A 19834-nucleotide genomic window follows, 5' to 3' on the forward strand; every position below is an offset into this window, starting at 1 on the left:
CCGCACGGACCGGCCTCGGTCCGCGACCCCCGGGGCTACAACTTGGGCGGCCGCGCCTCGTACGGGGTCGAGAGCACCACCGTGGTCCTGGTCGACACCCCGGCCGCGCTGCGGATCCGGGCGAGCAGGTCCTCGAGGTCGCCGGGGGCACCGACCCGAACCTTCAGGATGTAGTTCTCCTCGCCCGCGACGCTGTGGCAGGCCTCGATCTCCGGCAGCCCGGCCAGCCGGTCCGGGGTGTCGTCCGGGGAGCTGGGGTCGAAGGGTTTGACGGAGATGAAGGCGGTGAGCGCCAGATCGACCGCGTCCGGGTCGATGATCGCCGTGTAGCCGCGGATCACCCCACGCTGTTCGAGGCGGCGCACGCGTTGGTGCACCGCCGAGGTGGACAGGCCGGTGGCCTTGCCCAGGTCCGTGTAGCTCATCCGGCCGTCCTCGAGGAGCAGCTGAACGATGCGTTGGTCGAGATCCTCCACAGTGCGCAAACCTACTGCCCCGCGACCCCTGCCGCCGACAGCGGGGGCGGCCCCGGAGGTCGGGGGCGCGCGCTCCGGCACATGCCGCGTGAATGTGGCGAGCGCCACATGACGTGCATCACACTGCGTCCGACTGCAGGGTTATGAGGCCCCGTCAGCGGGAAATGGTGCTCTTGGCCAGGGCCGACGTCGGCCGGGCCCGATCCGAGGGGGATCACATGCCTGCTGCCGAACAGCCCTCCCGCACCGTTGCGGAGGACGACGAACGGTTCGACCTCGACGACTTCCCGGGGGTGGACCCGGGCGAGCTGGAGACCTGGGACATCTTCCGGGTGCACTGCCCCGAGTGCGACCGTCCGATCGCCCTGCTGGGCGACGAGGACCAGCTGCCGCAGCACGCGGTGCTGCCGACCGCCTGGCATCCCTTCTCCGCCGCGCTCTGCGCCGGCACCGGCGCCCCGACCGAGGACCTGACGGAGTGCGACTCGATCGAGCACGCCGCCGTCGAGGGTCTGACCCTGGGCAGCTCCCCCGCCGAGTTCGACTGGCGCACCCACCCGTTCTCGCACGCGAGCGCCCCGGGCTCGGGCCCGCTGGAGCGCCGCTCGCGGGTCCCCGCCCAGCGCTCCCGGGCCGGCCTGGTCCGGCACTGAAGGCACTGACGTCCAGGTCCGGCGTCCGCCCGGCGGCGGACGCCGGACCTGCGGTCAGCGGCCGGTCAGGTGACGGCCGATCACCAGGCGCTGGATCTGGTTGGTGCCCTCGACGATCTGCAGCACCTTGGCTTCCCGCATGTACCGCTCGGCGGCGTAGTCCTGGGTGTAGCCGTACCCGCCGAGCACCTGGACGGCGTCGGTGGTGACCGCCATCGCGGCGTCGGTGCAGAACAGCTTGGCCATCGCGGCCTCCTTGGAGAACGCCATCCCGGCGTCCCGGCGGCGGGCCGCCGAGAGGTAGAGCGCGCGCCCGGCCTCCACCTTGGTGGCCATGTCGGCCAGCATGAAGGACAGACCCTGGAACTCGGCGATCGGGCGGCCGAACTGCTGCCGGGTGCCCGCGTACTCGACCGCGAGGTCGAGCGCGGCCTGGGCCACCCCGATCGCGCAGGCGGCGATGCCGAGGCGGCCGGAGTCCAGCGCGGACAGCGCGATCTGGAAGCCCTGGCCCTCCTCGCCGATCAGGCGGTCGCGGTCCACCCGGACGCCGTCGAAGTGGATCTGGGCGGTGGGCGAGCTGCGCATGCCCATCTTGTGCTCCGGCGGGGCGGCCGACAGACCGGCGCTGTCGCCGGGCACCAGCAGGCAGCTGATGCCGCGCGCGCCGTCCACACCGGTGCGGGCCATCGTGCTGTAGAAGTCGGCGTGCCCGCCGTGGGTGATCCACGCCTTGGTGCCGTTCACCACGTACTGCTCGCCGTCCAGGTCGGCCCGGGTCCGCAGCGCGGCGGCGTCCGATCCCGACTGCGGCTCGGAGAGGCAGTACGCCCCGAGCTGGTCGCCGCCCAGCATGCCGGGCAGCCAGCGCTCGCGCTGCGCATCGGTACCGAAGGTGGCCAGCGCGTGACAGGACAGCGTGTGCACGCTGACCCCGAGCCCGACCGCCAGCCAGCCGGCCGCCAGCTCCTCCAGCACCTGGAGGTAGACCTCGTACGGCTGTCCGCCACCGCCGTGCTGCTCCTCGTAGGGCAGCGAGAGCAGACCGGCCTCGCCGAGGGTGCTGAACACCTCGCGCGGGAACCGGCCGGCCGCCTCGTCCTCGGCGGCGCGCGGCTCCACTTCGTTGCGCACCAGGTCCCTGGTGAGGGCGAGCAGCTCCCTGGCCTCCTCGCTGGGCAGCTGACGGTCCACGGGCTTGGCAGCGGCGGGGGTCATGACGGTACGTCGCCTCCTCGGTCGGGCGCCGCCCTGGGGGTTCGGGTACGGCACGGCAGGTCGGCCCGGGCGGCACCGGATTGCGGTGAACGCCCGTTCACTGGGCTTGGCGATGTGAGTATGCCCGATACCGGGCGCGCCGTCACGGTCCGGTTCGGCACATCACTCGAGCACCCGTGCCACAACGTCGGACCCGGCCCGACCGTAAAGTGGGGCGATGACCCGATCCGAGCTGATTTCGCTGGCCGCCGAGCTGCGCGCACTGCCGCCGTCCTGCGGTCCGGTGCGACTGGTCGCGGTGGACGGGCACGCCGGCTCGGGGAAGACCACCTTCGCCGCCCGGCTCGCGACGGCGCTCGACGGGGCGCCGGTGGTGCACCTGGACGACCTGGCCACGCATGCCAGTCCGTTCGGCTGGACTCAGCGGCTGCGGGCCCAGCTGCTCGACCCGCTGAGCCGGGGCGAGAGCGCCGAACACCAGGTCTACGACTGGGTGTTGGGGCGCTTCGCGGGCAGCCGCCGGGTGCCCGCGGCGCCGGTGGTACTGATCGAGGGGGTCGGCGCCGGGCGGCGTGAACTCCGGCCCCTGCTGGCCCGGTTGATCTGGCTGGAGCTGGACCAGCTCGCCGCCCGGGCGCGCGGCGAGCGGCGGGACGGACCGGAACTGGCCGAGTTCTGGGAGGGCTGGAGCCGGGCCGAGCTCGCCCACTTCGCAGCCGACCCGAGCCGTCCGTACGCCGATCTACGGGTGCACGGAGTCACCGGGAGGATCGTCCGGAGCACCCACGGTGAGCCTGCGCGACGCCCTTGACCTGGGCAGTCGTCAGGACTTAGGTTCTGCTCAGCGCGAGATTAGTTGATCGCGCAACATTAGACGCGGCACCTCCGACTTGTTCCCCCGTGAGCCGGAGGTGCCGTTCTTCGTGCCCCAACCACCGCCCGCACGGCCGGATTTGACTCCGCGCGGCACCCTTCCGGATCAGCCCGCCGCCGGTACGATTCCTGTCAGGGGGTGCCTTCGGTGCACACGGCGGGGGGCTGAGTGACAGTGGACAGTTCCGGTACGGCGGGGCCCGAGAGGCTGGCCGACCGCGCCTGGCTGCGCGCCATGGACGCGTACGCGGCCGGGTCGTACGCCCGCGCGGAGGAGGAGTTCCGCACCGCGGTCGAGCTCGACCCGGGCATGGCCGACGCCTGGCTCGGCCTGCACGCGCTGCGCTGCGACACCTCGGGCGCGTTACTCGCCATGCACCGCCACCAGAAACGTTTCGGTGAGCAGCGGACCAAGCACCGACGGCCACTCAGTTCCTGGTTCTGGCTGGGCTGGTGGGTCCAGCCCGTGCTGGAGGACGGCCGCGACCTCGCGCTGGCGCACGCCTCGCACTGGCTGGACGGCCGGCACCTGGCCGAGCTGGACGCCGCACTGGCCGGCTGCCCGCAGCCGGAGCAGGACCCCTCGGTCCGCTTCCTGCACGCCTGCCGCTCCTACCTGCTCAAGGACTGGGAGCAACTCATCCGGGACACCGACCAGTTGCTCGACGACCAGCTGCTCGGCATCGAGGCCGGGCTGTTCGCCGGGATGGCCCGGGTCCGGCTCGACATGTGCGCCCAGGCCCAGCACCCACTGGCCTCATCGCTGGCCCGCTGCCGGTCCGAGCAGCCGCAGCGCAAGGAGCTGCGCTACTGGCTGGCCCGCGCCTACGAGGGCTCCGGCCGCAGCGCCGCAGCGCTCCCGCTCTACCGCGCGGTGCATCGGGCCGACCCCGGCTTCATGGACACCGCCGCCCGGTTGGCTGCGATCGCCACCGAGGACGGGGTGCTCGACGTGCTGGTCCCGGTGGACGACAGCGGCGGCGAACTCCCCATGCCCGACGAGGACTTCCTCCCGTTCTTCGAACCCGAGGAGACCCCGGCCGCTCCCCCGGCCGAGGCTCCCGAGCGCACCCCGCTGCCGGTCCGGGCCGAGGCCCCGGCCGCGGTCGGCCCGGCCGACCGGTCCGGGCCCCGGCGGCACGGCCCGCAGAGCCTGGACGACGCGCTCTCCGAGCTGGAGCAGATGGTCGGGCTCGAGCCGGTCAAGCGCCAGGTCCGGGCGCTGTCCGCCCAGTTACGGATGTCCCGGCTGCGGGCCGACCAGGAGTTGCCGGTGCAGCCGCCGAAGCGGCACTTCGTCTTCTCCGGCCCCTCCGGCACCGGCAAGACCACGGTGGCCCGGATCCTCGGCCAGGTCTTCCACGCCCTCGGTCTGCTCTCCGGCGACCACCTGGTGGAGGCCCAACGAGCCGACCTGGTCGGCGAGTTCCTCGGCCAGACGGCGGTCAAGGCGAACGAACTGATCGACTCCGCACTGGACGGCGTGCTCTTCATCGACGAGGCGTACAGCCTCTCCAACTCCGGCTACAGCAAGGGCGACGCGTACGGCGACGAGGCACTCCAGGTGCTGCTCAAGCGTGCCGAGGACAACCGCGACCGGCTGGTGGTGATCCTGGCCGGCTATCCCGAGGGCATGAACCGGCTGCTGGCCACCAACCCCGGCCTCAACTCCCGCTTCACCACCCGGGTCGACTTCCCCAGCTACCGCCCCACCGAACTGACCGCGATCGGCCGCACCCTGGCCTCCGGCGGCGGCGACGACTGGGACCGGGACGCCACCGAGGAGCTGGCCAGCATCTGCGCCCACGTGGTCCGCGAGGGCTGGATCGACAACCTCGGCAACGGACGCTTCATCAGGACCCTGTACGAGAAGTCCTGCGCCTACCGCGACCTGCGCCTCTCCGCCCTCCCCGGCACCCCGTCCCGCGAGGACCTGGCCACCCTCCGCCTCCCCGACCTGGTCCAGGCGTACGGCGAACTGATCGACGGCCGGGCCTGACCCTGCTAGACGGTCCGGTGGTCCGGGTCGTGCATCTCGCCGACCAGCTCCTCCAGGACGTCCTCCAGCGCGACCAGGCCCAGCGGCTTGCCGTCCTGGTCCACCACGGCCGCCAGGTGGGAGGCGGCCCGCCGCATCGCGCCGAGCGCGTCGTCCAGCGGCAGTTTGCCCGGCAGCACCGTCACCGGACGCCACAGCCGGGTCGGCATCGGGGCGTTCCGGTCCTCGGCGTCCAGCACGTCCTTGACGTGCAGGTAGCCGAGCACCTCGCCCTCCGCGTCGACCACCGGGAAGCGGGAGAACCCGGTCCGCACCGCGAGCTCCTCGACCTCGGCGGCGGTCACCGTGCTGCCGACCGTGACCAGTTGGTCGGCGGGCAGCAGCACGTCGGTGACCGGGCGGCCGCCCAGCTCCAGCGCGTCCTCAAGACGCTCCTGGCGGCCCTCGTCGAGCAGGCCCGCCTCCTTGGAGTCGGTCAGCAGGTAGAGCAGCTGCTCGGTGGTGAAGACCGACTCGACCTCGTCCCTGGCCTCCACCTTGACCAGCCGCAGCAGGCCGTTGGCGAAGGCGTTCAGGAACCGGATCACCGGGCTGAGCCAGCGGGCCAGCCGGTCCAGCGGCGGGCCGAGCCAGAGCGCGGCCTTCTCCGGGCCCGCCAGCGCGATGTTCTTCGGGACCATCTCGCCGACCACCATGTGCAGGAAGACCACCAGGGCCAGCGCCAGCGCGTAGCCGATCGGGTGGATCAGCTGCTCCGGAACCCCGAGCAGCTCGAACGGGCCCTCCAGCAGGTGGGCGATGGTCGGCTCGGCCAGCGCACCGAGCAGCAGCGAGCAGACCGTGATGCCGAGCTGCGCCGCCGCCAGCATGGCGGAGACGTTGGACAGCGCGTGCAGCACCGTGCGGGCCCGCTTGTTGCCCGCCTCCGCCAGCGGCTCGATCTGGCTGCGCCGGACCGAGATCACCGCGAACTCGGCGCCGACGAAGAAGCCGTTGCCGAGCAGCAGCAACAGCGAGGCGGCCAGTTGGAGCGCGATCATCGGTCCTCGTCCTCGGAGTGGGTGTGCCAGTCGATCCGCTCGACCAGCACCCGGCTGGTCCGGTGACGTTCGACGCCGAGCACGGTGAATCGCCAGCCGGGAAGTGACGCCTGCTCACCCGGCGCGGGCAGCTTGCCGAGCAGGTCGGAGAGCAGGCCGCCGAGCGTCTCGTACGGCCCGTCCGGCGCGTACAGGCCGATGGCCTCCAGCTGGTCGGTCCTGGCCCGGCCGTCGGCCTCCCAGACCGGCCGGCCGTCCTTCGGCGGCAGCTGCCGCAGCTCGGGGGTGTCGGCCTGGTCGTGCTCGTCCTGCACCTCGCCGACGATCTCCTCGACGATGTCCTCGATGGTCACCACCCCGGCGGTGCCGCCGTACTCGTCCACCACGATCGCCATCGGCTGTTCGCGGCGGAGCTGGTCCAGCAGCAGTTCGGCGGGCAGCGTCTCGGGCACCAGCAGGGCGGGGGTGGCGAGTTGGGCGACCCTGGTGTGCGAGCGGCGCTCGGCCGGCACCGCCAGGGCGTCCTTCAGGGTGACGGTGCCGGTGACCTCGTCCAGGTTGTCGGCGTAGACCGGGAACCTGGAGAAGCCGGTGGCCCTGGTCAGGTTGAGCACGTCCGAGGCGGTGGCGTCCCGCTGCAGCGCGGTCACGTCCACCCGGGGGGTCATCACGCTCTCGGCGGTCAGGTCGGCCAGGCTGAGGGTCTTCACGAAGAGGGTCGCGGACTGTTCGTCTATCGCGCCCTCCTTTGCCGAGTGCCGGGCCAGCGAGACCAGTTCGGCCGGGGTGCGGGCGTGGCCGAGCTCCTCCTGCGGCTCGATGCCGAGAGCACGCACCATCCGGTCCGCCGAGCCGTTCAGGAAGCTGATCAGCGGGCGGCAGACGGCGGAGAACAGCCGCTGCGGTCCGACCACCGCGTACGCGACCTGGGTCGAGCGGGCGATCGCCCAGTTCTTCGGCACCAGTTCGCCGACCACCATCTGGAAGACGGTGGCCAGCGCCATGCCGACCGCGACCGACACCCCGTGCGCGGCCGACTCCGGCACCCCGACGGCGACGAAGACCGGGCTGAGCAGGACGGAGAGGGCGGGTGACGCCAGCATGCCGACCACCAGGGAGGTGACGGTGATGCCGAGCTGGGCACCGGAGAGCTGGAAGGAGAGCTGGCGGACCGCCTTCAGGACGCTCTCGGCCTTGCGGTCACCGGCGGCGGCGGAGCGTTCGACGGTTCCACGGTCCACCGTGACGAGGGCGAACTCGGCAGCCACGAAGAGGCCGTTGGCGAGGATGAGCAGCACGGCCGCGAGCAGCAGCAGCCAGGCGGTGATCACAGTGCCGCCTGCCTTCCGGTGATCGGAAGCGAGGCGGCGCGGGTACTACCGGACGGATCGTCCATCGAGGGGAGGTGTCACTCCTCTGGTCGTGGGTGAATGGGACAGGCCTTTGCCCAGGCTTTAACCAGCGTAAACGATATCCGTACGAGGATAAGGAACTCGTTCGGCCCCTCAGTTCCGCGCCACGCCGTGGTCCTCGACCAGGTCACGCAGTGCGCGGGCGGCGGCGACGGCCTGGTCCCGACCACCGGCGGGCTGGATGCCGACGACGGCCAGCGAGGTGCCGTCGGCGAGGTCGAGCATCACCCAGGGGTCGCCCTGACGGAAGTTCACCCTGACGATCTGCGGCCAGCTCAGCCGGTGCTGCCGGACGAAGTTGACCACCGTGACGCCCTCGGCGTCGGCGCTCACCCGGGGGCGGGCCAGCAGCAGGCCGACCGCCGAGAACAGCAGCCCGCTGACGAAGATCGCCAACCGGTCGTTGAACTGCCAGTTCGACGGCAGCGCGAAGGCCAGCACACTGAACAGCACCAGCAGCAGGGTGCAGATCCCGGCCAGCACGGCACGGTTGCGGCGCGGGGCCCAGGTGACGGGCAGTTCGACGGGGCTCGGCACGGTGACTCTCCGGAACAGTCTCAGGAACACGAAAGCGGGGCGGAGCCGGACGCGCCGGCCCCGCCCCGATGACTCGTCAGAGCCGGCAGGCGTGGATGTTGGTGACCAGGATGGCGCGGGCGCCGATGCTCCAGAGGTCGTCCATGATCCGCTGGGCCTCCTTGCGGAGCACCATCGAGCGGACCGCGACCCAGCCCTCGGTGTGCAGCGGGGAGACGGTCGGCGACTCCAGACCGGGCGTCAGGGCGACGGCCGCGGAGACGTGCTCGGCGCGGATGTCGTAGTCCATCAGCACGTACCGGCGGGCCACCAGCACGCCCTGCAGGCGGCGCAGGAACTGCTCGACCCCGGCATCCTCGCCGGCGCCCTTGGGCCGGATCACCACGGCGTCCGAGACCAGGATCGGCTCGCCGAAGATCTCCAGGCCCGCGTTGCGCAGGCTGGTGCCGGTCTCCACCACGTCGGCGATCACGTCGGCCACACCGAGCTGCACCGCGGTCTCGACCGCACCGTCCAGCTTGGTGACGGTGGCCTTCACGCCCTGCTCGGCCAGGTGCTGCTCGACCAGGCCGGTGTAGGAGGTGGCGATCCGCAGCCCCTCCAGGCCCGCGACGTCCCCGACCTCGAAGCCGACCGGCCGGGCGAACCGGAAGGTCGAGCCGCCGAAGCCGAGCGCGAGCACCTCCTCGGCGTTGGACGCCGAGTCGAGCAGCAGGTCGCGGCCGGTGATGCCGATGTCGAGCCGGCCGGAGCCGACGTACACGGCGATGTCGCGGGGACGCAGGAAGAAGAACTCGACCTGGTTCTCCGGGTCGACCAGCACCAGTTCCTTGGGGTCCTTGCGCTGCCGGTATCCGGCCTCATGGAGCATCTCCGCCGCGGGACCCGAGAGCGAACCCTTGTTGGGAACGGCGATGCGCAGCATGAGAGGTGAATCCTTCGCTGTGGGGTTACGTGGGGTGTGCAGGAGGGTGGTGTTCAGAGGTACTTGTAGACGTCGTCGAGCGTCAGCCCGCGAGCGACCATCATCACCTGAAGGTGGTAGAGGAGCTGGGAGATCTCCTCGGCCGTCTCCTCCTCCGACTGGTACTCGGCGGCCATCCAGACCTCGGCGGCCTCCTCGACGACCTTCTTGCCGATGGCATGCACGCCCTGCTGGACGAGTTGCGCGGTACGGGAGGACGAGGGGTCGCCGGTGGCGGCCTTCTGCTGGAGCTCGGTGAACAGCTCCTCGAATGTCTTCGAAGCCATGATGGGCTCACCTTACGGCTTGCAGGCTGACGGACGGTAAACAGTCCCGGACCGTGGACAGTCCTTTGGACACCACGGCCCGGCGGGACTTACCGCCAGGGCTCGGAGACGGAGCGCAGCGCGGCGGCCGTGGCGACGGCGGCGGTGACCGCCTCGTGGCCCTTGTCCTCGGCCGAACCGGGCAGGCCCGCCCGGTCCAGCGCCTGCTGCTCGTTGTCGCAGGTGAGCACGCCGAAGCCGACCGGGACTCCGGTGTCCACGCTCACCTGGGTCAGGCCGAGGGTGGCGCCCTGGCAGACGTAGTCGAAGTGCGGGGTGCCACCGCGGATCACCACGCCGAGTGCCACCACCGCGTCGTAGCCGCGGTCGGCGAGCTGCTTGGCGGCCACCGGCAGCTCGAAGGTGCCCGGCACCCGGACGATGGTGGGCTCCTCGATCCCGAGCTCCTTGAGGGCGCGGTGCGCGCCGTCCAGCAGGCCGTCCATCACCTGCTGGTGCCACTGCGCGGCGATCACCGCGACCCGCAGGTCGGCGCAGTTCTTGAGGGTCAGCTCGGGGGCTCCGTGGCCGCTCACGTCGTTCTTCCTGTCTGTCGAGAAAATGCGTACGGAAAGGGTGTCAGGAGTTCTTGTCGAGCCACGGCAGCTCGTGGCCCATCCGGTCGCGCTTGGTGCGCAGGTAGGCCGCGTTGTGCTCGCCGGGCTCGATCTCCACCGGCCGACGGTCCGTCACCTTGAGGCCGTGCTCGGTCAGCGCCGCGATCTTGTCGGGGTTGTTGGTGAGCAGCGTGAGGGTGTGCACCCCGAGGTCGGCCAGCATGTGGGCGCCGATGCTGTAGTCCCGGGCGTCGGCGGGCAGGCCGAGCTCGAGGTTGGCGTCCACGGTGTCCCGGCCCTGCTCCTGCAGCTCGTACGCGCGCAGCTTGTGGGTCAGGCCGATCCCCCGGCCCTCGTGGCCGCGCAGGTAGAGCACCACGCCCCGGCCGGCCGCGGCGACCTGGGCCAGCGCGGTCTGCAGCTGCGGGCCGCAGTCGCAGCGCAGCGAGCCGAACACGTCGCCGGTCAGGCACTCGGAGTGCAGCCGGACCAGCACGTCCTCGCCGGACGGCAGCTTGCCGTCCTCGCCCAGGCCGCCCGCGACCAGCGCGATGTGCTCGACGCCGTCCAGCGTGCCCTTGTAGCCGATGGCGGTGAACTCACCGTGCACGGTGGGGAGTTGGGTGACGGCGGCGCGGGTCACGTGCAGCTCGGTTCGGCGCCGGTAGGCGATCAGGTCCTCGATCGAGATGATCGCCAGCCGGTGCTCCCGGGCGAAGGCGACCAGCTCGGGCAGCCGGGCCATGGTGCCGTCGTCGTTGACCACCTCGCAGATCGCGCCGACCGGCGGCAGGCCGGCCAGCCGGGCCAGGTCGACAGCCGCCTCGGTGTGGCCGGGACGGACCAGCACCCCACCGTCGACGGCGCGCAGCGGGAAGACGTGGCCGGGGCGGGTCAGGTCGCCCGGCTCGGTGGCGGCGGTGGCCAGCAGCTTGACGGTGCGGGCCCGGTCGGCGGCCGAGATGCCGGTGTCCACCCCGTCCTTGGCGTCCACCGAGACGGCGTACGCGGTGCCCTTGCGGTCCTCGTTGACGGCGGTCATCGGAGGCAGCTTGAGCCGGTCCAGCTCCTCGCCGGTCATCGGCACGCAGATCACGCCGGAGGAGTAGCGGATGGTGAAGGCCATCAACTCCGGGGTGGCGGCCGAGGCGGCGAAGATGATGTCGCCCTCGTTCTCGCGGTCCTCGTCGTCCACCACGATGACCGGGCGGCCGAGCGCGATGTCGGCGATGGCCCGCTCGACCGGGTCGAGCGCGAAGGCGTCGTCGATCAGCTGACGGATGTCGGATTCGGGCTGGGTGGTCATGCCGAAACTCCCTGCAGGACGGCCGCCTTGGCGGGACGAGGGGTGCGGGTACGCAGCCACCAGGCCCGCAGGCCGAGCAGCACCAGCACGAAGTAGATGGCGTAGGTGAGGCCGGAGAAGGTGTAGCCGCTGGAGAAGGCGAGCGGGACGCCGACCAGGTCGACGGCGATCCAGGCGAACCAGAACTCGACCCAGCCCCTGGCCTGGGCCACCATCGCGGCCAGCGTGCCGACGAAGATGTAGGCGTCGGCCCACGGGCTCCAGGAGAGCGAGGGGTAGGCGAGGAAGATCCCGGCCACCGCCAGGGTGGCCAGCGCGGTGCCGCCGATCAGGGCGGCCCGCTCCTTCGCGGTGGCGAACCGGACCTCGATCTCACCGGTGGAGCGGCGGCCGCGCTGCCACTGGGTCCAGCCCCAGACGGCGGCCACGATCACGATGCCCTGCTTGCCGATCAGCCCGGTCAGGTGGGCCGACAGGTAGGCGCCGACCAGTACCACGGCGGACAGCAGCTGGACCGGCCAGCTCCAGACCGAGCGGCGCCAGCCGAGCGCGAGCGCGGCCAGACCGAGCAGGTTGCCCACCATGTCGGTCCACTTGACGGACTGTCCGAATATCGAGAACGCGGTTTCGTTCAGCCAGTTCACGAGGCGTCCTTGGTGAGGGTGTCCGGCAGGGTGCGCGCGTCGAGCAGCCGCTCGACGTACTTCGCGAGGACGTCCACCTCGAGGTTGACCGGGTCGCCGATGCTCTTGGTGCCGAGCGTGGTGAGGGCGAGGGTGGCCGGGATGAGGCTGACGGTGAAGCTGTCCAGCGCGGCCTCGACCACGGTCAGGCTGACGCCGTCCACGGTGATCGAGCCCTTCTCCACCAGGTAGCGGGTGATGGACTGCGGGAGCGAGAAGCGCAGCACCTCCCAGCGCGGCAGGCCCTGGGCGTCCAGGTCGCCGGGCTCGCGGGAGAGCAGCTCGCCGGTGGCGTCCACATGGCCCTGGACCAGGTGGCCGCCGAGCCGGGCGCCGAGTGCCATCGCCCGCTCCAGGTTGACCCTGGAGCCGGGGGCGAGCGCACCCAGGCTGGACCGATGCAGCGTCTCGGCCATCACGTCGGCGCTGAACTCGCCGGTGGTGGCCGCCAGTTGATCCGGTGTGTCGACAACGGTCAGGCAGACGCCGTTGACCGCGATGGAGTCGCCGTGGCCGGCGTCGGAACAGACCACGGGGCCACGCAGGCGGATCCGCGACGATTCGCCGATCTCCTCGATGGAGACGACTTCGCCGAGCTCTTCGATGATGCCGGTGAACACCCGGGTTCTCCTCGCGCTGAGAGCGCGGACTCCGGGGCGGCATTGGGAGATGACACGACGAACAGCGACCAACCGGGCACTCAGAGGGAACTCCCGTGAAAGAGAGCTCTCGCCTGACCCACGTCTCTTCGGGGAGAGCCGTGGCACCGCTGGTCACTACCCGCCCGCGCACGCCTCCCATCCGGACTTTAACCGTCGGTCCAGGAATTTCACCTGGTCAACCGGCCGCTGGCTGCGGACGGGTCGCGGACTGTAACCGCCGGTTCGGATTTTCACCGACCCCGGAGTGCGCTGAACGTCACTGCTACTACTTCCGTCATTCTGCCATGCCCCGCAAGGGGGCCGGGAGGGGTGCCCCCTGTGTCCTGGTTCACTCCGTCAGGTCGACACCCCGGGGAATACCGCGGGGGTGGCCGGCAGGCCCGGCACGGGCAGCCTGGTGGCGTGCAACTGCCCTGCATGGCGGGAGAACTGACCGTCCGCCGCCGGCTTCCGGGCGGTGGTCACGTACAGCGTGCGCAGGTCCGGGCCGCCGAACGTGCAGCTGGTCGGGTGCGAGACGCCGACCGGCAGCACGGTGTCCAGCATGCCGTCGGGAGTGTAGCGGTGCAGCACACCACTGCCCCAGCGGGCCACCCAGACCGCCCCCTCGGCATCCACCGTCAGCCCGTCCGGCATCTCGGTGACCGCGAACGGGCGCCGGTCCCGGATGCTGCCGTCGGCCGGGTCGAAGTCGAACACGTCGATCCGGCCGGTCGGGGTGTCGGCCCAGTACATCCGCCGGCCGTCGGGGCTCCAGCCCAGGCCGTTGGAGATCGAGGCGCCGCTCACCTGCTCGGTGGCGGTGTCGCCGTCGACCCTGAACAGGCTTGCCCGGCGGGTGACTTCACCCCGGGCCATGGTGCCGACCCAGATCCGTCCGGCCGGGTCGGTCTTGGCGTCGTTGCACCGGTCGGCCGCACCGAGCGGCACCGGGACAGTGTGGCCGTCCTGCTCCACCCGGTCCTGCAGTACGGTCGCCCAGCCGGTCGTGGTGGGCAGCACGGCGGTCACCGGCGCGGTCAGCCGCTGCGAGCTGCCGTCAGAGCTGTGCACCATCCCGCCGGGGATGTCCACCCACCGCAGACTGCCGCTCCTGACGTCCCAGACCGGACCCTCGCCGAGCTCGCTGACCCGGTCGTCGATCGGCTTCATGGCTGCCCCGTTTCGTTTTCTCGGGAAACTATCAGGGCCACCTCTCGCCCTCAAGATCGCCGGTCGGCTACCGTGCTGGTACGTGACCACACCGAACGCCTTCGAGGCCCTGCGGACCAACGCCCTGGCCGACCCCGCCCAGCTCCGCGAGCTGTACGAGCAGCCGGGCGAGCACGCCCGCCGTAAGCAGGTCGACCACCTGCACGACGCCGCCCGCCGCCTGATCGGCTGCTCCTCGCTGGTCCTGATGGCCAGCACCGGAGCGGACGGCAGCTGCGACGTCACCCCGCGCGGCGGGCCGCCCGGCTTCGTCACGGTGCTCGACGACCACACCCTGGCCATCCCCGACGCCACCGGCAACAAGCGGCTCGACAGCCTGCACAACATCGTCGCCACCGGCCAGGTCGGCCTGCTCTTCGTGATCCCGGGACGGGACACCACCCTGCGGGTCAACGGCCGGGCCTGCGTCTCCGCCGACCCGCAGCTGCTGGCCCAGCTCACCGCCGTCGGCAAGCCGCCGCGCAGCGCGGTGATCGTCGGCGTCGAGGAGATCTACGGCCACTGCCCGAAGGCGTTCCTGCGCGGCGGCGCCTGGAAGCCCGAGCAGTGGCTCGCCCCGGACGCGGCCCCCAGCTCCGCCGAGGTGACCCTCTCCCACCTGCGCGACCCGTCGCTGACCGTCGAGATGATCGAGCAGAACGAGCGCGAGGCCCTGCTCTACCGCTACGAGTGAGTCGCGGGTCGAGCCGCGGGTCGAGCCACGTGCCGAACCGTCAGACCGAGGCGTGCTCCTGCTCCTCGTCGTACAGCCGGGCGGCGATGGACTCGATCGCGCGGTCCAGGCCGGCCCGGTCCTCGGGGTCGGTGACGTCCCAGTCGTCCAGCTGGTGGCCGACCCAGCGACGCCAGGCCTCGGAGAGCCGGTCGACCTCGGTCCGGCCGGCCGGGGTGAGGCCGAGCTGCCCGTCCTCGGCCGTGGCGTAGCCGCCCTGGACCACCCGGTCGAAGGTCGGTTCCAGGACGTCGCCCGGCAGGTGGTGGGCGACGGCGATCGACTCCAGGTCCGCCCCGCCTGCGAACCGGCCGCGCCAGTAGATCTGGCCGAGCGCCCAGGCCGAGCCGGGCGGCAGGGTGCTCCCGGAGTCGGCGAGGATCTGCTTGCCGACGTCGGGACGGCCCTTGGTCTTGCGCAGCAGGTTCGCCAGCGCCCGTTCCAACTGCTTGTCCGCGTCGGCGGTGTCCGGTGCGCCGAAGCCCTCGCCGAGGTCGGAGGCGGCCGCCCTGGCGCTGTCCCGCAGCGGTACCTCCTTGAGGAACCAGGCCACCAGGAAGCCGACCAGGGCCACCGGGACCACCCACTGGAACACGTAGTTGATGGTGTCGGCGTACGCGGCGATGAACGGCGCCGCCTGATCGGGCGTCAGCGCGTCCAGCCCGGCCGGGCTGGACACCGCTCCGGGCGGCACGCTCGGCTGCTCGGCGGCGGCGTCGGCCAGACTGCGCGTCAGCTGGTTGGTGAACAGGGTGCCGAACACCGCGGTGCCGAAGGCGCTGCCCAGCGTCCGGAAGAACGTCACGCCCGAGGTGGCGGTGCCCAGTTCGTGGTAGGGCACGGTGTTCTGCACCGCGATGGTGAGCACCTGCATGGCCAGCCCGATGCCCAGGCCGAACACGAACATGTACAGCGACTCCAGCCAGACCCCGGTGTCCGGTCCCATGGTGGACATCAGCCAGAGCCCGACCGCCATCACCCCGGTGCCCAGGATCGGGAAGATCCGGTACCGGCCGGTGCGGCTGACCACGATGCCGGAGAGCATCGAGGTGCCGAGCAGCCCGACCACCATCGGCAGCGTCCGTACGCCCGACATGGTGGCCGAGACCCCGTCCACGAACTGCAGGTAGGTGGGCAGGAAGGTCATCGCGCCGAGCATCGCGAAGCCGACGATGAAGCTGAGGATCGAGCAGACCGTGAAGACCGAGTTCCGGAACAGGTGCATCGGCAGCATCGGCTCCTTCGCCCGGAGCTCCACCAGCACGAAGCCCACCAGCAGCAGCACCGAGCCGACGAACAGCCCGATGATCACCGGCGAGCCCCAGGAGTACTCGTTGCCGCCCCACTCGAGCCCGAGCACCAGGCCGGACGCGCCGAGCGCCACCAGCACGATGCCCGCGTAGTCGATCACCGGCCGGACGGCGGCCTTGACCGAGGGGATGGTCCTGGCCGCCATCACCACCATCACGATCGCGATCGGCACGTTGACGTAGAAGCACCAGCGCCAGGACGCGTGGTCGGTGAACAGCCCGCCCAGGGTCGGGCCGACCACCGTGGTGACGCCGAAGACCGCACCGAGCGCGCCCTGGTACTTGCCGCGCTCGCGGAGCGGGATCACGTCCGCGATCAGGGCCATCGCGGTGACCATCAGACCGCCGCCGCCGAGGCCCTGCACCGCGCGGCCGACGATCAGCAGCGTCATCCCGTTGGCGGCGCCCGAGATGATCGAGCCGACGATGAAGACCACCGCGCTCAGCTGGAAGACGATCTTGCGGCCGAACAGGTCGCCGAACTTGCCGACCAGCACCGTGGCCACCGTCTCGGCCAGCAGGTAGGCCGTCACCACCCAGGCCATGTGCCCGCCGCCGCCCAGGTCCGCGACGATGGTCGGCAGGGCGGTGGAGACGATCGTCTGGTCCAGTGCGGCCATCAGCATGCCGAGCACGATGGTGGCGAAGACCACGTTGGTCTGACGGCGGCTCAGCGCGGGCGGCGCCTTGGGTGCGTCGGCTACTACGGTGGCGGACAAGCTCCCGAGCCTCCCGAGTCGGCGTACAGGTAACCCCCACCCTTGGCCGTACCGGGAACTGACGCCACCGCAGGCGCCGGTACGGGTGACGACACGCCGTCAGGACGACGACTGCTGCTCCGCCATCGCCGCCTCGTCCATCCAGACGTACTCCCACTGGTGGCCGTCCAGGTCCTGGAAGCTGCGGCTGTACATGAAGCCCAGGTCCATCGGGTCGATGGCGGACCTGCCCCCGGCGGCCATCGCCTTGTCGACCAGCTCGTCCACCTCGGCCCGGCTGTCCGCGCTCAGCGCGACGATCACCTCGGTGGCGGCGGTGGCGTCGGCGACCGGCTTCCTGGTGAAGTCCTTGAAACGGGCCTCGGTGACCAGCATCGCGTAGATGGTGTCGCTGATCACCAGGCAGGAGGCGGTCTCGTCGGTGAACTGCGGGTTGAACGAGTACCCCATCGCCTCGAAGAACCCGATCGACTTGTCGAGGTTCTTGACCGGGAGGTTGACGAAGATCATCGTGGGCATCGGAACGGCTCACTTCCGTACGGTGCTGACGGTCGCTCAGCCGGGCGGCCGGGCAGTACCGAGCCTGGCACCGCGCACCGCCGGCGTCTCCCGGGGCTACTGCGGTCAGGCGACCGTCCCGGTCGCGAGCCGGGCGTCGAGGGCGGTGTGCAGCCAGTGGTGGGTGGCACCCATGGTCGGCTCCGGCGAGCCGGAGACTTCGGCGGTGAGCTTCCAGTAACGGACCATCACCGGGTCGGCGCTCTGCGCCAGTACGCCGCTGAGCTGCCGCCGGAAGTCGGGGGTGTCGCGCAGTCCGCGCGACTCGGCGTGGGCGGCGACGAAGCAGTCCAGCGCCTCGCTCCCGGGCGGCCGGTACGCCAGCAGGTCCGTCCGGGCCAGCGCGTACGCCTCGCCGAGACCTTGGTAGAACACCGCCGGGCGGTAGCCCTCCTCCTGCTGCGGCACCGGGCGGCAGTCGTTCCGGCAGAAGTCGTCGGCCAGCGTGTGCAGCCGGGCGAAGGCCAGCACCTGGGCCGGGGTCGGATCGGCCGGCGGCTGGGGCACCGCCTCGTCCAGGATCGAGGTGACCAGTCCGGCCGGCAGCCGCAGCGGCAGCAGCCGGCGCCAGAACCTGGCCAGCACCTCGGTGTTCGGCGGGGTACCGATCGCACCGATCAGCCGCAGCCGGTCGGCCCGCTCCTCGCCGGTGCAGTCCCGGAGCAGCTGCAGCGCGGCCTCCCGCCAGCGCAGCGCGGTCAGCTGCGAACCGAGCTCGCGGAGCTGACCGGCGATCACGTCCTCCAGCACCTCCTCCCGCTCCAGCACCCGGGTGACCTCGGCGACCGGCAGGTCGAGGGTGCGCAGCGAGCGGATCAGGCCGAGCCGCTCCAGCGCCTCGGGCCCGTACCTGCGGTGGCCGCCGGAACTGCGGGCGGCCTCGGGCAGCAGCCCCTGGTCCGAGTAGTAGCGAACGGTCTTGACCGTGGCCCCCGCGCGCTCGGCGAGTTCTCCGATGCTCCACATGCCCTCAGGATGTCATCTCTTGAATCTCCCGTAGGGGGAGCTCCTACCTTACGGACCGGCGCAGCTGACCGGGGCGCGGACCAAAGGTACGAGGAGACAGTCATGACGGCGTTCGTTCTGGTGTCGGAGAGCTTCACCGGTGGCCTGGTGTGGCAGGAGGTGACGGACCGTCTGCTGGCGTCGGGCGCCGAGGTGCACCCGGCGACCCTGACCGGACTGGGTGACCGCCGCGACGAGGCCGGGCCCGGCACCGACCTGGAGACGCACGTCGAGGACCTGGTCCGGCTGATCGACGAGGTGGCCGCGCCGGAGCTGGTGATCGTCGGTCACGGCTACGGCATCCACCCGGTGCTGGGCGCCGCCGACCGCCGACCGGGGCGGATCGCCCGGATCGTCTACCTGGACGCGGGCCTGCCGCAGAACGGGGACGCGGCGCTCGCCCTGGTCGCGGACCCGGCGGTCCGCCAGGAGCTGCTGCACCCGACCGACAGTGGCTGGGGGATCGCCCCGCCGGCCGCCGACGGGTGGCAGCGCTGGGGCAGCACCGAGGGGGTCTCCCCCGACGGGCTGGCCCGGCTGACCGAGCTGGCCGCGCCGCAGCCCAGGGGCACCCTGACCCGGCCGCTCGAACTGACCGGTGCGGTCGCCGCGCTGCCGACCACCGGGATCATCTGCACGGCGGGCGGGATGAGCATCGCGGTGGTCGAGCAGCTGGTGGCCGCCGGGCCGCCGCAGTTCCGGGTGCTGGCGGACCCCCGGGTGGGCTTCTTCGAGCTGCCCACCGGGCACTGGCCGATGCTCTCCGCCCCGGCCGAACTGGCCGACACGCTGCTGCGGGCCGCAGCCGGGGAAGGGCACCGGATCACCCAGGCGACCGGTGAACTGCCGACGTTCCTGCGCCCGTTCCTGCTCGACCTGCCCGAGCGCCCGCGCGAGCGGCTGGACCGGGTGGACCTGTACCTGCCGGAGGGGGACGGGCCCCACCCGGCGATAGTCTTCGTGCACGGCGGCCCGATCACGGCCGAGCTGCGGCCCACCCCGCGCGACTGGCCGCAGTACGTCGGCTACGGCCGGTACGCCGCGAGCCACGGCGTGGTCGGGGTGACGGTGGATCACCGGCTTTACGGGCTGGCCGACTTCGACCGGGCCGCCGCGGACGTCGCGGCGGCGGTCGAGCTGGTCCGGGCCGATCCCCGGGTGGACGGCGACCGGGTCGCGGTCTGGTTCTTCTCCGGTGGCGGCCTGCTCAGCACCGACTGGCTGGCCGCGCCGCCGTCCTGGTTGCGCTGCCTGGCCGCGACCTACCCGGTGCTCGCCCCGCTGGCGAGCTGGGGCATCGTGGACCCGCACTTCACCCCGACCGCAGCGGTCGGCGGCGCGGGCGGGCTGCCGGTCGTGCTGACCCGGGTGGGCCTGGAGTCGCCCGAGATCGCGGCCACGGTCGAGGAGTTCCTGACCGCCGCCGCCAAGGCCGGGGTCGGGGTCGAGGTGGTCGACGTACCGAACGGCCACCACGGCTACGAGGTGCTGGACCACACCGAGGAGTCCGTACGGGCGCTGGAGCTGGCGATGCGGTCCGTCCTGGCGCACCTCCAAGACTAGAAATCCTGGGCTGGCGGCCGTGCGTCCGGTATAGCTGGAGGCTGCCCGT

The 19834-nt window shown here is 71.6% G+C and carries 20 protein-coding genes and 1 riboswitch; of the genes, 5 read left to right on the forward strand and 15 right to left on the reverse strand.

Annotation, left to right across the window (positions count from 1 at the left end; all coding sequences use genetic code 11):
- Positions 1 to 35 precede the first annotated feature (35 nt).
- Positions 36 to 476: an Lrp/AsnC family transcriptional regulator gene (locus tag ASC99_RS30580; protein WP_057238171.1), complete on the reverse strand. Its 441-nt coding sequence runs from the start codon at positions 474 to 476 to the stop codon at positions 36 to 38.
- A 218-nt stretch (positions 477 to 694) separates the two neighbouring features.
- Here ASC99_RS30580 and ASC99_RS30585 point away from each other — a divergent pair, with 218 nt between their 5' ends.
- A complete protein-coding gene (locus ASC99_RS30585) occupies positions 695 to 1129 on the forward strand; it encodes a hypothetical protein (protein WP_157531870.1) in 435 nt (144 codons plus the stop codon).
- Between the two features lie 54 nt (positions 1130 to 1183).
- On the opposite strand, the gene ASC99_RS30590 is transcribed toward ASC99_RS30585, so the two are convergent.
- On the reverse strand, positions 1184 to 2347 hold the full coding sequence (locus tag ASC99_RS30590) for an acyl-CoA dehydrogenase family protein (RefSeq protein ID WP_057238174.1): 1164 nt from the start codon (positions 2345 to 2347) through the stop codon (positions 1184 to 1186).
- A gap of 217 nt (positions 2348 to 2564) precedes the next feature.
- Here ASC99_RS30590 and ASC99_RS30595 point away from each other — a divergent pair, with 217 nt between their 5' ends.
- Positions 2565 to 3158 (forward strand): uridine kinase, encoded by a 594-nt coding sequence (locus ASC99_RS30595; RefSeq protein WP_057238176.1) that lies wholly within the window; start codon positions 2565 to 2567, stop codon positions 3156 to 3158.
- Positions 3159 to 3455: 297 nt separating this feature from the next.
- Complete coding sequence (locus ASC99_RS30600) at positions 3456 to 5219, forward strand: AAA family ATPase (RefSeq protein ID WP_082598785.1); 1764 nt, start codon at positions 3456 to 3458, stop codon at positions 5217 to 5219.
- A 5-nt stretch (positions 5220 to 5224) separates the two neighbouring features.
- Here ASC99_RS30600 and ASC99_RS30605 read toward each other — a convergent pair whose 3' ends face one another.
- The 10 genes from ASC99_RS30605 to ASC99_RS30650 form a co-directional block, all read right to left on the reverse strand.
- The gene (locus ASC99_RS30605; RefSeq protein ID WP_057238180.1) at positions 5225 to 6259 is read right to left on the reverse strand and encodes a hemolysin family protein; all 1035 of its coding nucleotides are present in this window, start codon (positions 6257 to 6259) and stop codon (positions 5225 to 5227) included.
- Positions 6256 to 7590, reverse strand: coding sequence for a hemolysin family protein (locus tag ASC99_RS30610; RefSeq protein ID WP_057238181.1), 1335 nt, complete (start codon positions 7588 to 7590; stop codon positions 6256 to 6258). The genes ASC99_RS30605 and ASC99_RS30610 overlap by 4 nt, the downstream gene beginning before the upstream one ends.
- A gap of 174 nt (positions 7591 to 7764) precedes the next feature.
- Positions 7765 to 8208, reverse strand: a complete 444-nt coding sequence (locus tag ASC99_RS30615; RefSeq protein WP_057238183.1) for a PH domain-containing protein — start codon at positions 8206 to 8208, stop codon at positions 7765 to 7767.
- A gap of 76 nt (positions 8209 to 8284) precedes the next feature.
- Entirely contained in the window at positions 8285 to 9133 is an 849-nt protein-coding gene (gene hisG, locus ASC99_RS30620) for an ATP phosphoribosyltransferase (protein ID WP_057238185.1), read from the reverse strand.
- Between the two features lie 53 nt (positions 9134 to 9186).
- Entirely contained in the window at positions 9187 to 9459 is a 273-nt protein-coding gene (locus ASC99_RS30625) for a phosphoribosyl-ATP diphosphatase (RefSeq protein ID WP_057238187.1), read from the reverse strand.
- A gap of 89 nt (positions 9460 to 9548) precedes the next feature.
- On the reverse strand, positions 9549 to 10034 hold the full coding sequence (ribH, locus tag ASC99_RS30630) for a 6,7-dimethyl-8-ribityllumazine synthase (RefSeq protein ID WP_057238189.1): 486 nt from the start codon (positions 10032 to 10034) through the stop codon (positions 9549 to 9551).
- A gap of 43 nt (positions 10035 to 10077) precedes the next feature.
- Positions 10078 to 11361 carry a bifunctional 3,4-dihydroxy-2-butanone-4-phosphate synthase/GTP cyclohydrolase II gene (locus tag ASC99_RS30635; protein WP_057238190.1) on the reverse strand — a complete coding sequence of 428 codons (1284 nt, stop codon included), beginning with the start codon at positions 11359 to 11361 and terminating at the stop codon, positions 10078 to 10080.
- Positions 11358 to 12005, reverse strand: a complete 648-nt coding sequence (locus tag ASC99_RS30640; RefSeq protein ID WP_057238194.1) for a nicotinamide mononucleotide transporter family protein — start codon at positions 12003 to 12005, stop codon at positions 11358 to 11360. Before ASC99_RS30640 ends, ASC99_RS30635 begins: the two co-directional genes overlap by 4 nt.
- Complete coding sequence (locus ASC99_RS30645; protein ID WP_057238195.1) at positions 12002 to 12664, reverse strand: riboflavin synthase; 663 nt, start codon at positions 12662 to 12664, stop codon at positions 12002 to 12004. Before ASC99_RS30645 ends, ASC99_RS30640 begins: the two co-directional genes overlap by 4 nt.
- 165 nt (positions 12665 to 12829) lie before the next feature.
- Positions 12830 to 12957: riboswitch (FMN riboswitch) on the reverse strand.
- 85 nt (positions 12958 to 13042) lie between these two features.
- Positions 13043 to 13858: an SMP-30/gluconolactonase/LRE family protein gene (locus ASC99_RS30650; RefSeq protein ID WP_057238197.1), complete on the reverse strand. Its 816-nt coding sequence runs from the start codon at positions 13856 to 13858 to the stop codon at positions 13043 to 13045.
- 82 nt (positions 13859 to 13940) lie between these two features.
- Here ASC99_RS30650 and ASC99_RS30655 point away from each other — a divergent pair, with 82 nt between their 5' ends.
- Positions 13941 to 14591: an MSMEG_1061 family FMN-dependent PPOX-type flavoprotein gene (locus tag ASC99_RS30655; RefSeq protein WP_057238199.1), complete on the forward strand. Its 651-nt coding sequence runs from the start codon at positions 13941 to 13943 to the stop codon at positions 14589 to 14591.
- Positions 14592 to 14631: 40 nt separating this feature from the next.
- On the opposite strand, the gene ASC99_RS30660 is transcribed toward ASC99_RS30655, so the two are convergent.
- The 3 genes from ASC99_RS30660 to ASC99_RS30670 all read right to left on the reverse strand — a co-directional run bounded on the left by ASC99_RS30660 (position 14632) and on the right by ASC99_RS30670 (position 18183).
- On the reverse strand, positions 14632 to 16659 hold the full coding sequence (locus tag ASC99_RS30660) for an MDR family MFS transporter (RefSeq protein ID WP_057238200.1): 2028 nt from the start codon (positions 16657 to 16659) through the stop codon (positions 14632 to 14634).
- 99 nt (positions 16660 to 16758) lie between these two features.
- Positions 16759 to 17178, reverse strand: coding sequence for a VOC family protein (locus ASC99_RS30665; RefSeq protein WP_057238202.1), 420 nt, complete (start codon positions 17176 to 17178; stop codon positions 16759 to 16761).
- A 105-nt stretch (positions 17179 to 17283) separates the two neighbouring features.
- Positions 17284 to 18183, reverse strand: coding sequence for a MerR family transcriptional regulator (locus tag ASC99_RS30670; RefSeq protein WP_057238204.1), 900 nt, complete (start codon positions 18181 to 18183; stop codon positions 17284 to 17286).
- Positions 18184 to 18285: 102 nt separating this feature from the next.
- Here ASC99_RS30670 and ASC99_RS30675 point away from each other — a divergent pair, with 102 nt between their 5' ends.
- A complete protein-coding gene (locus tag ASC99_RS30675) occupies positions 18286 to 19785 on the forward strand; it encodes an alpha/beta hydrolase (RefSeq protein ID WP_057238206.1) in 1500 nt (499 codons plus the stop codon).
- Positions 19786 to 19834 lie beyond the last annotated feature (49 nt).

Source organism: Kitasatospora sp. Root107 (assembly GCF_001424875.1).
Classification (GTDB): domain Bacteria; phylum Actinomycetota; class Actinomycetes; order Streptomycetales; family Streptomycetaceae; genus Kitasatospora.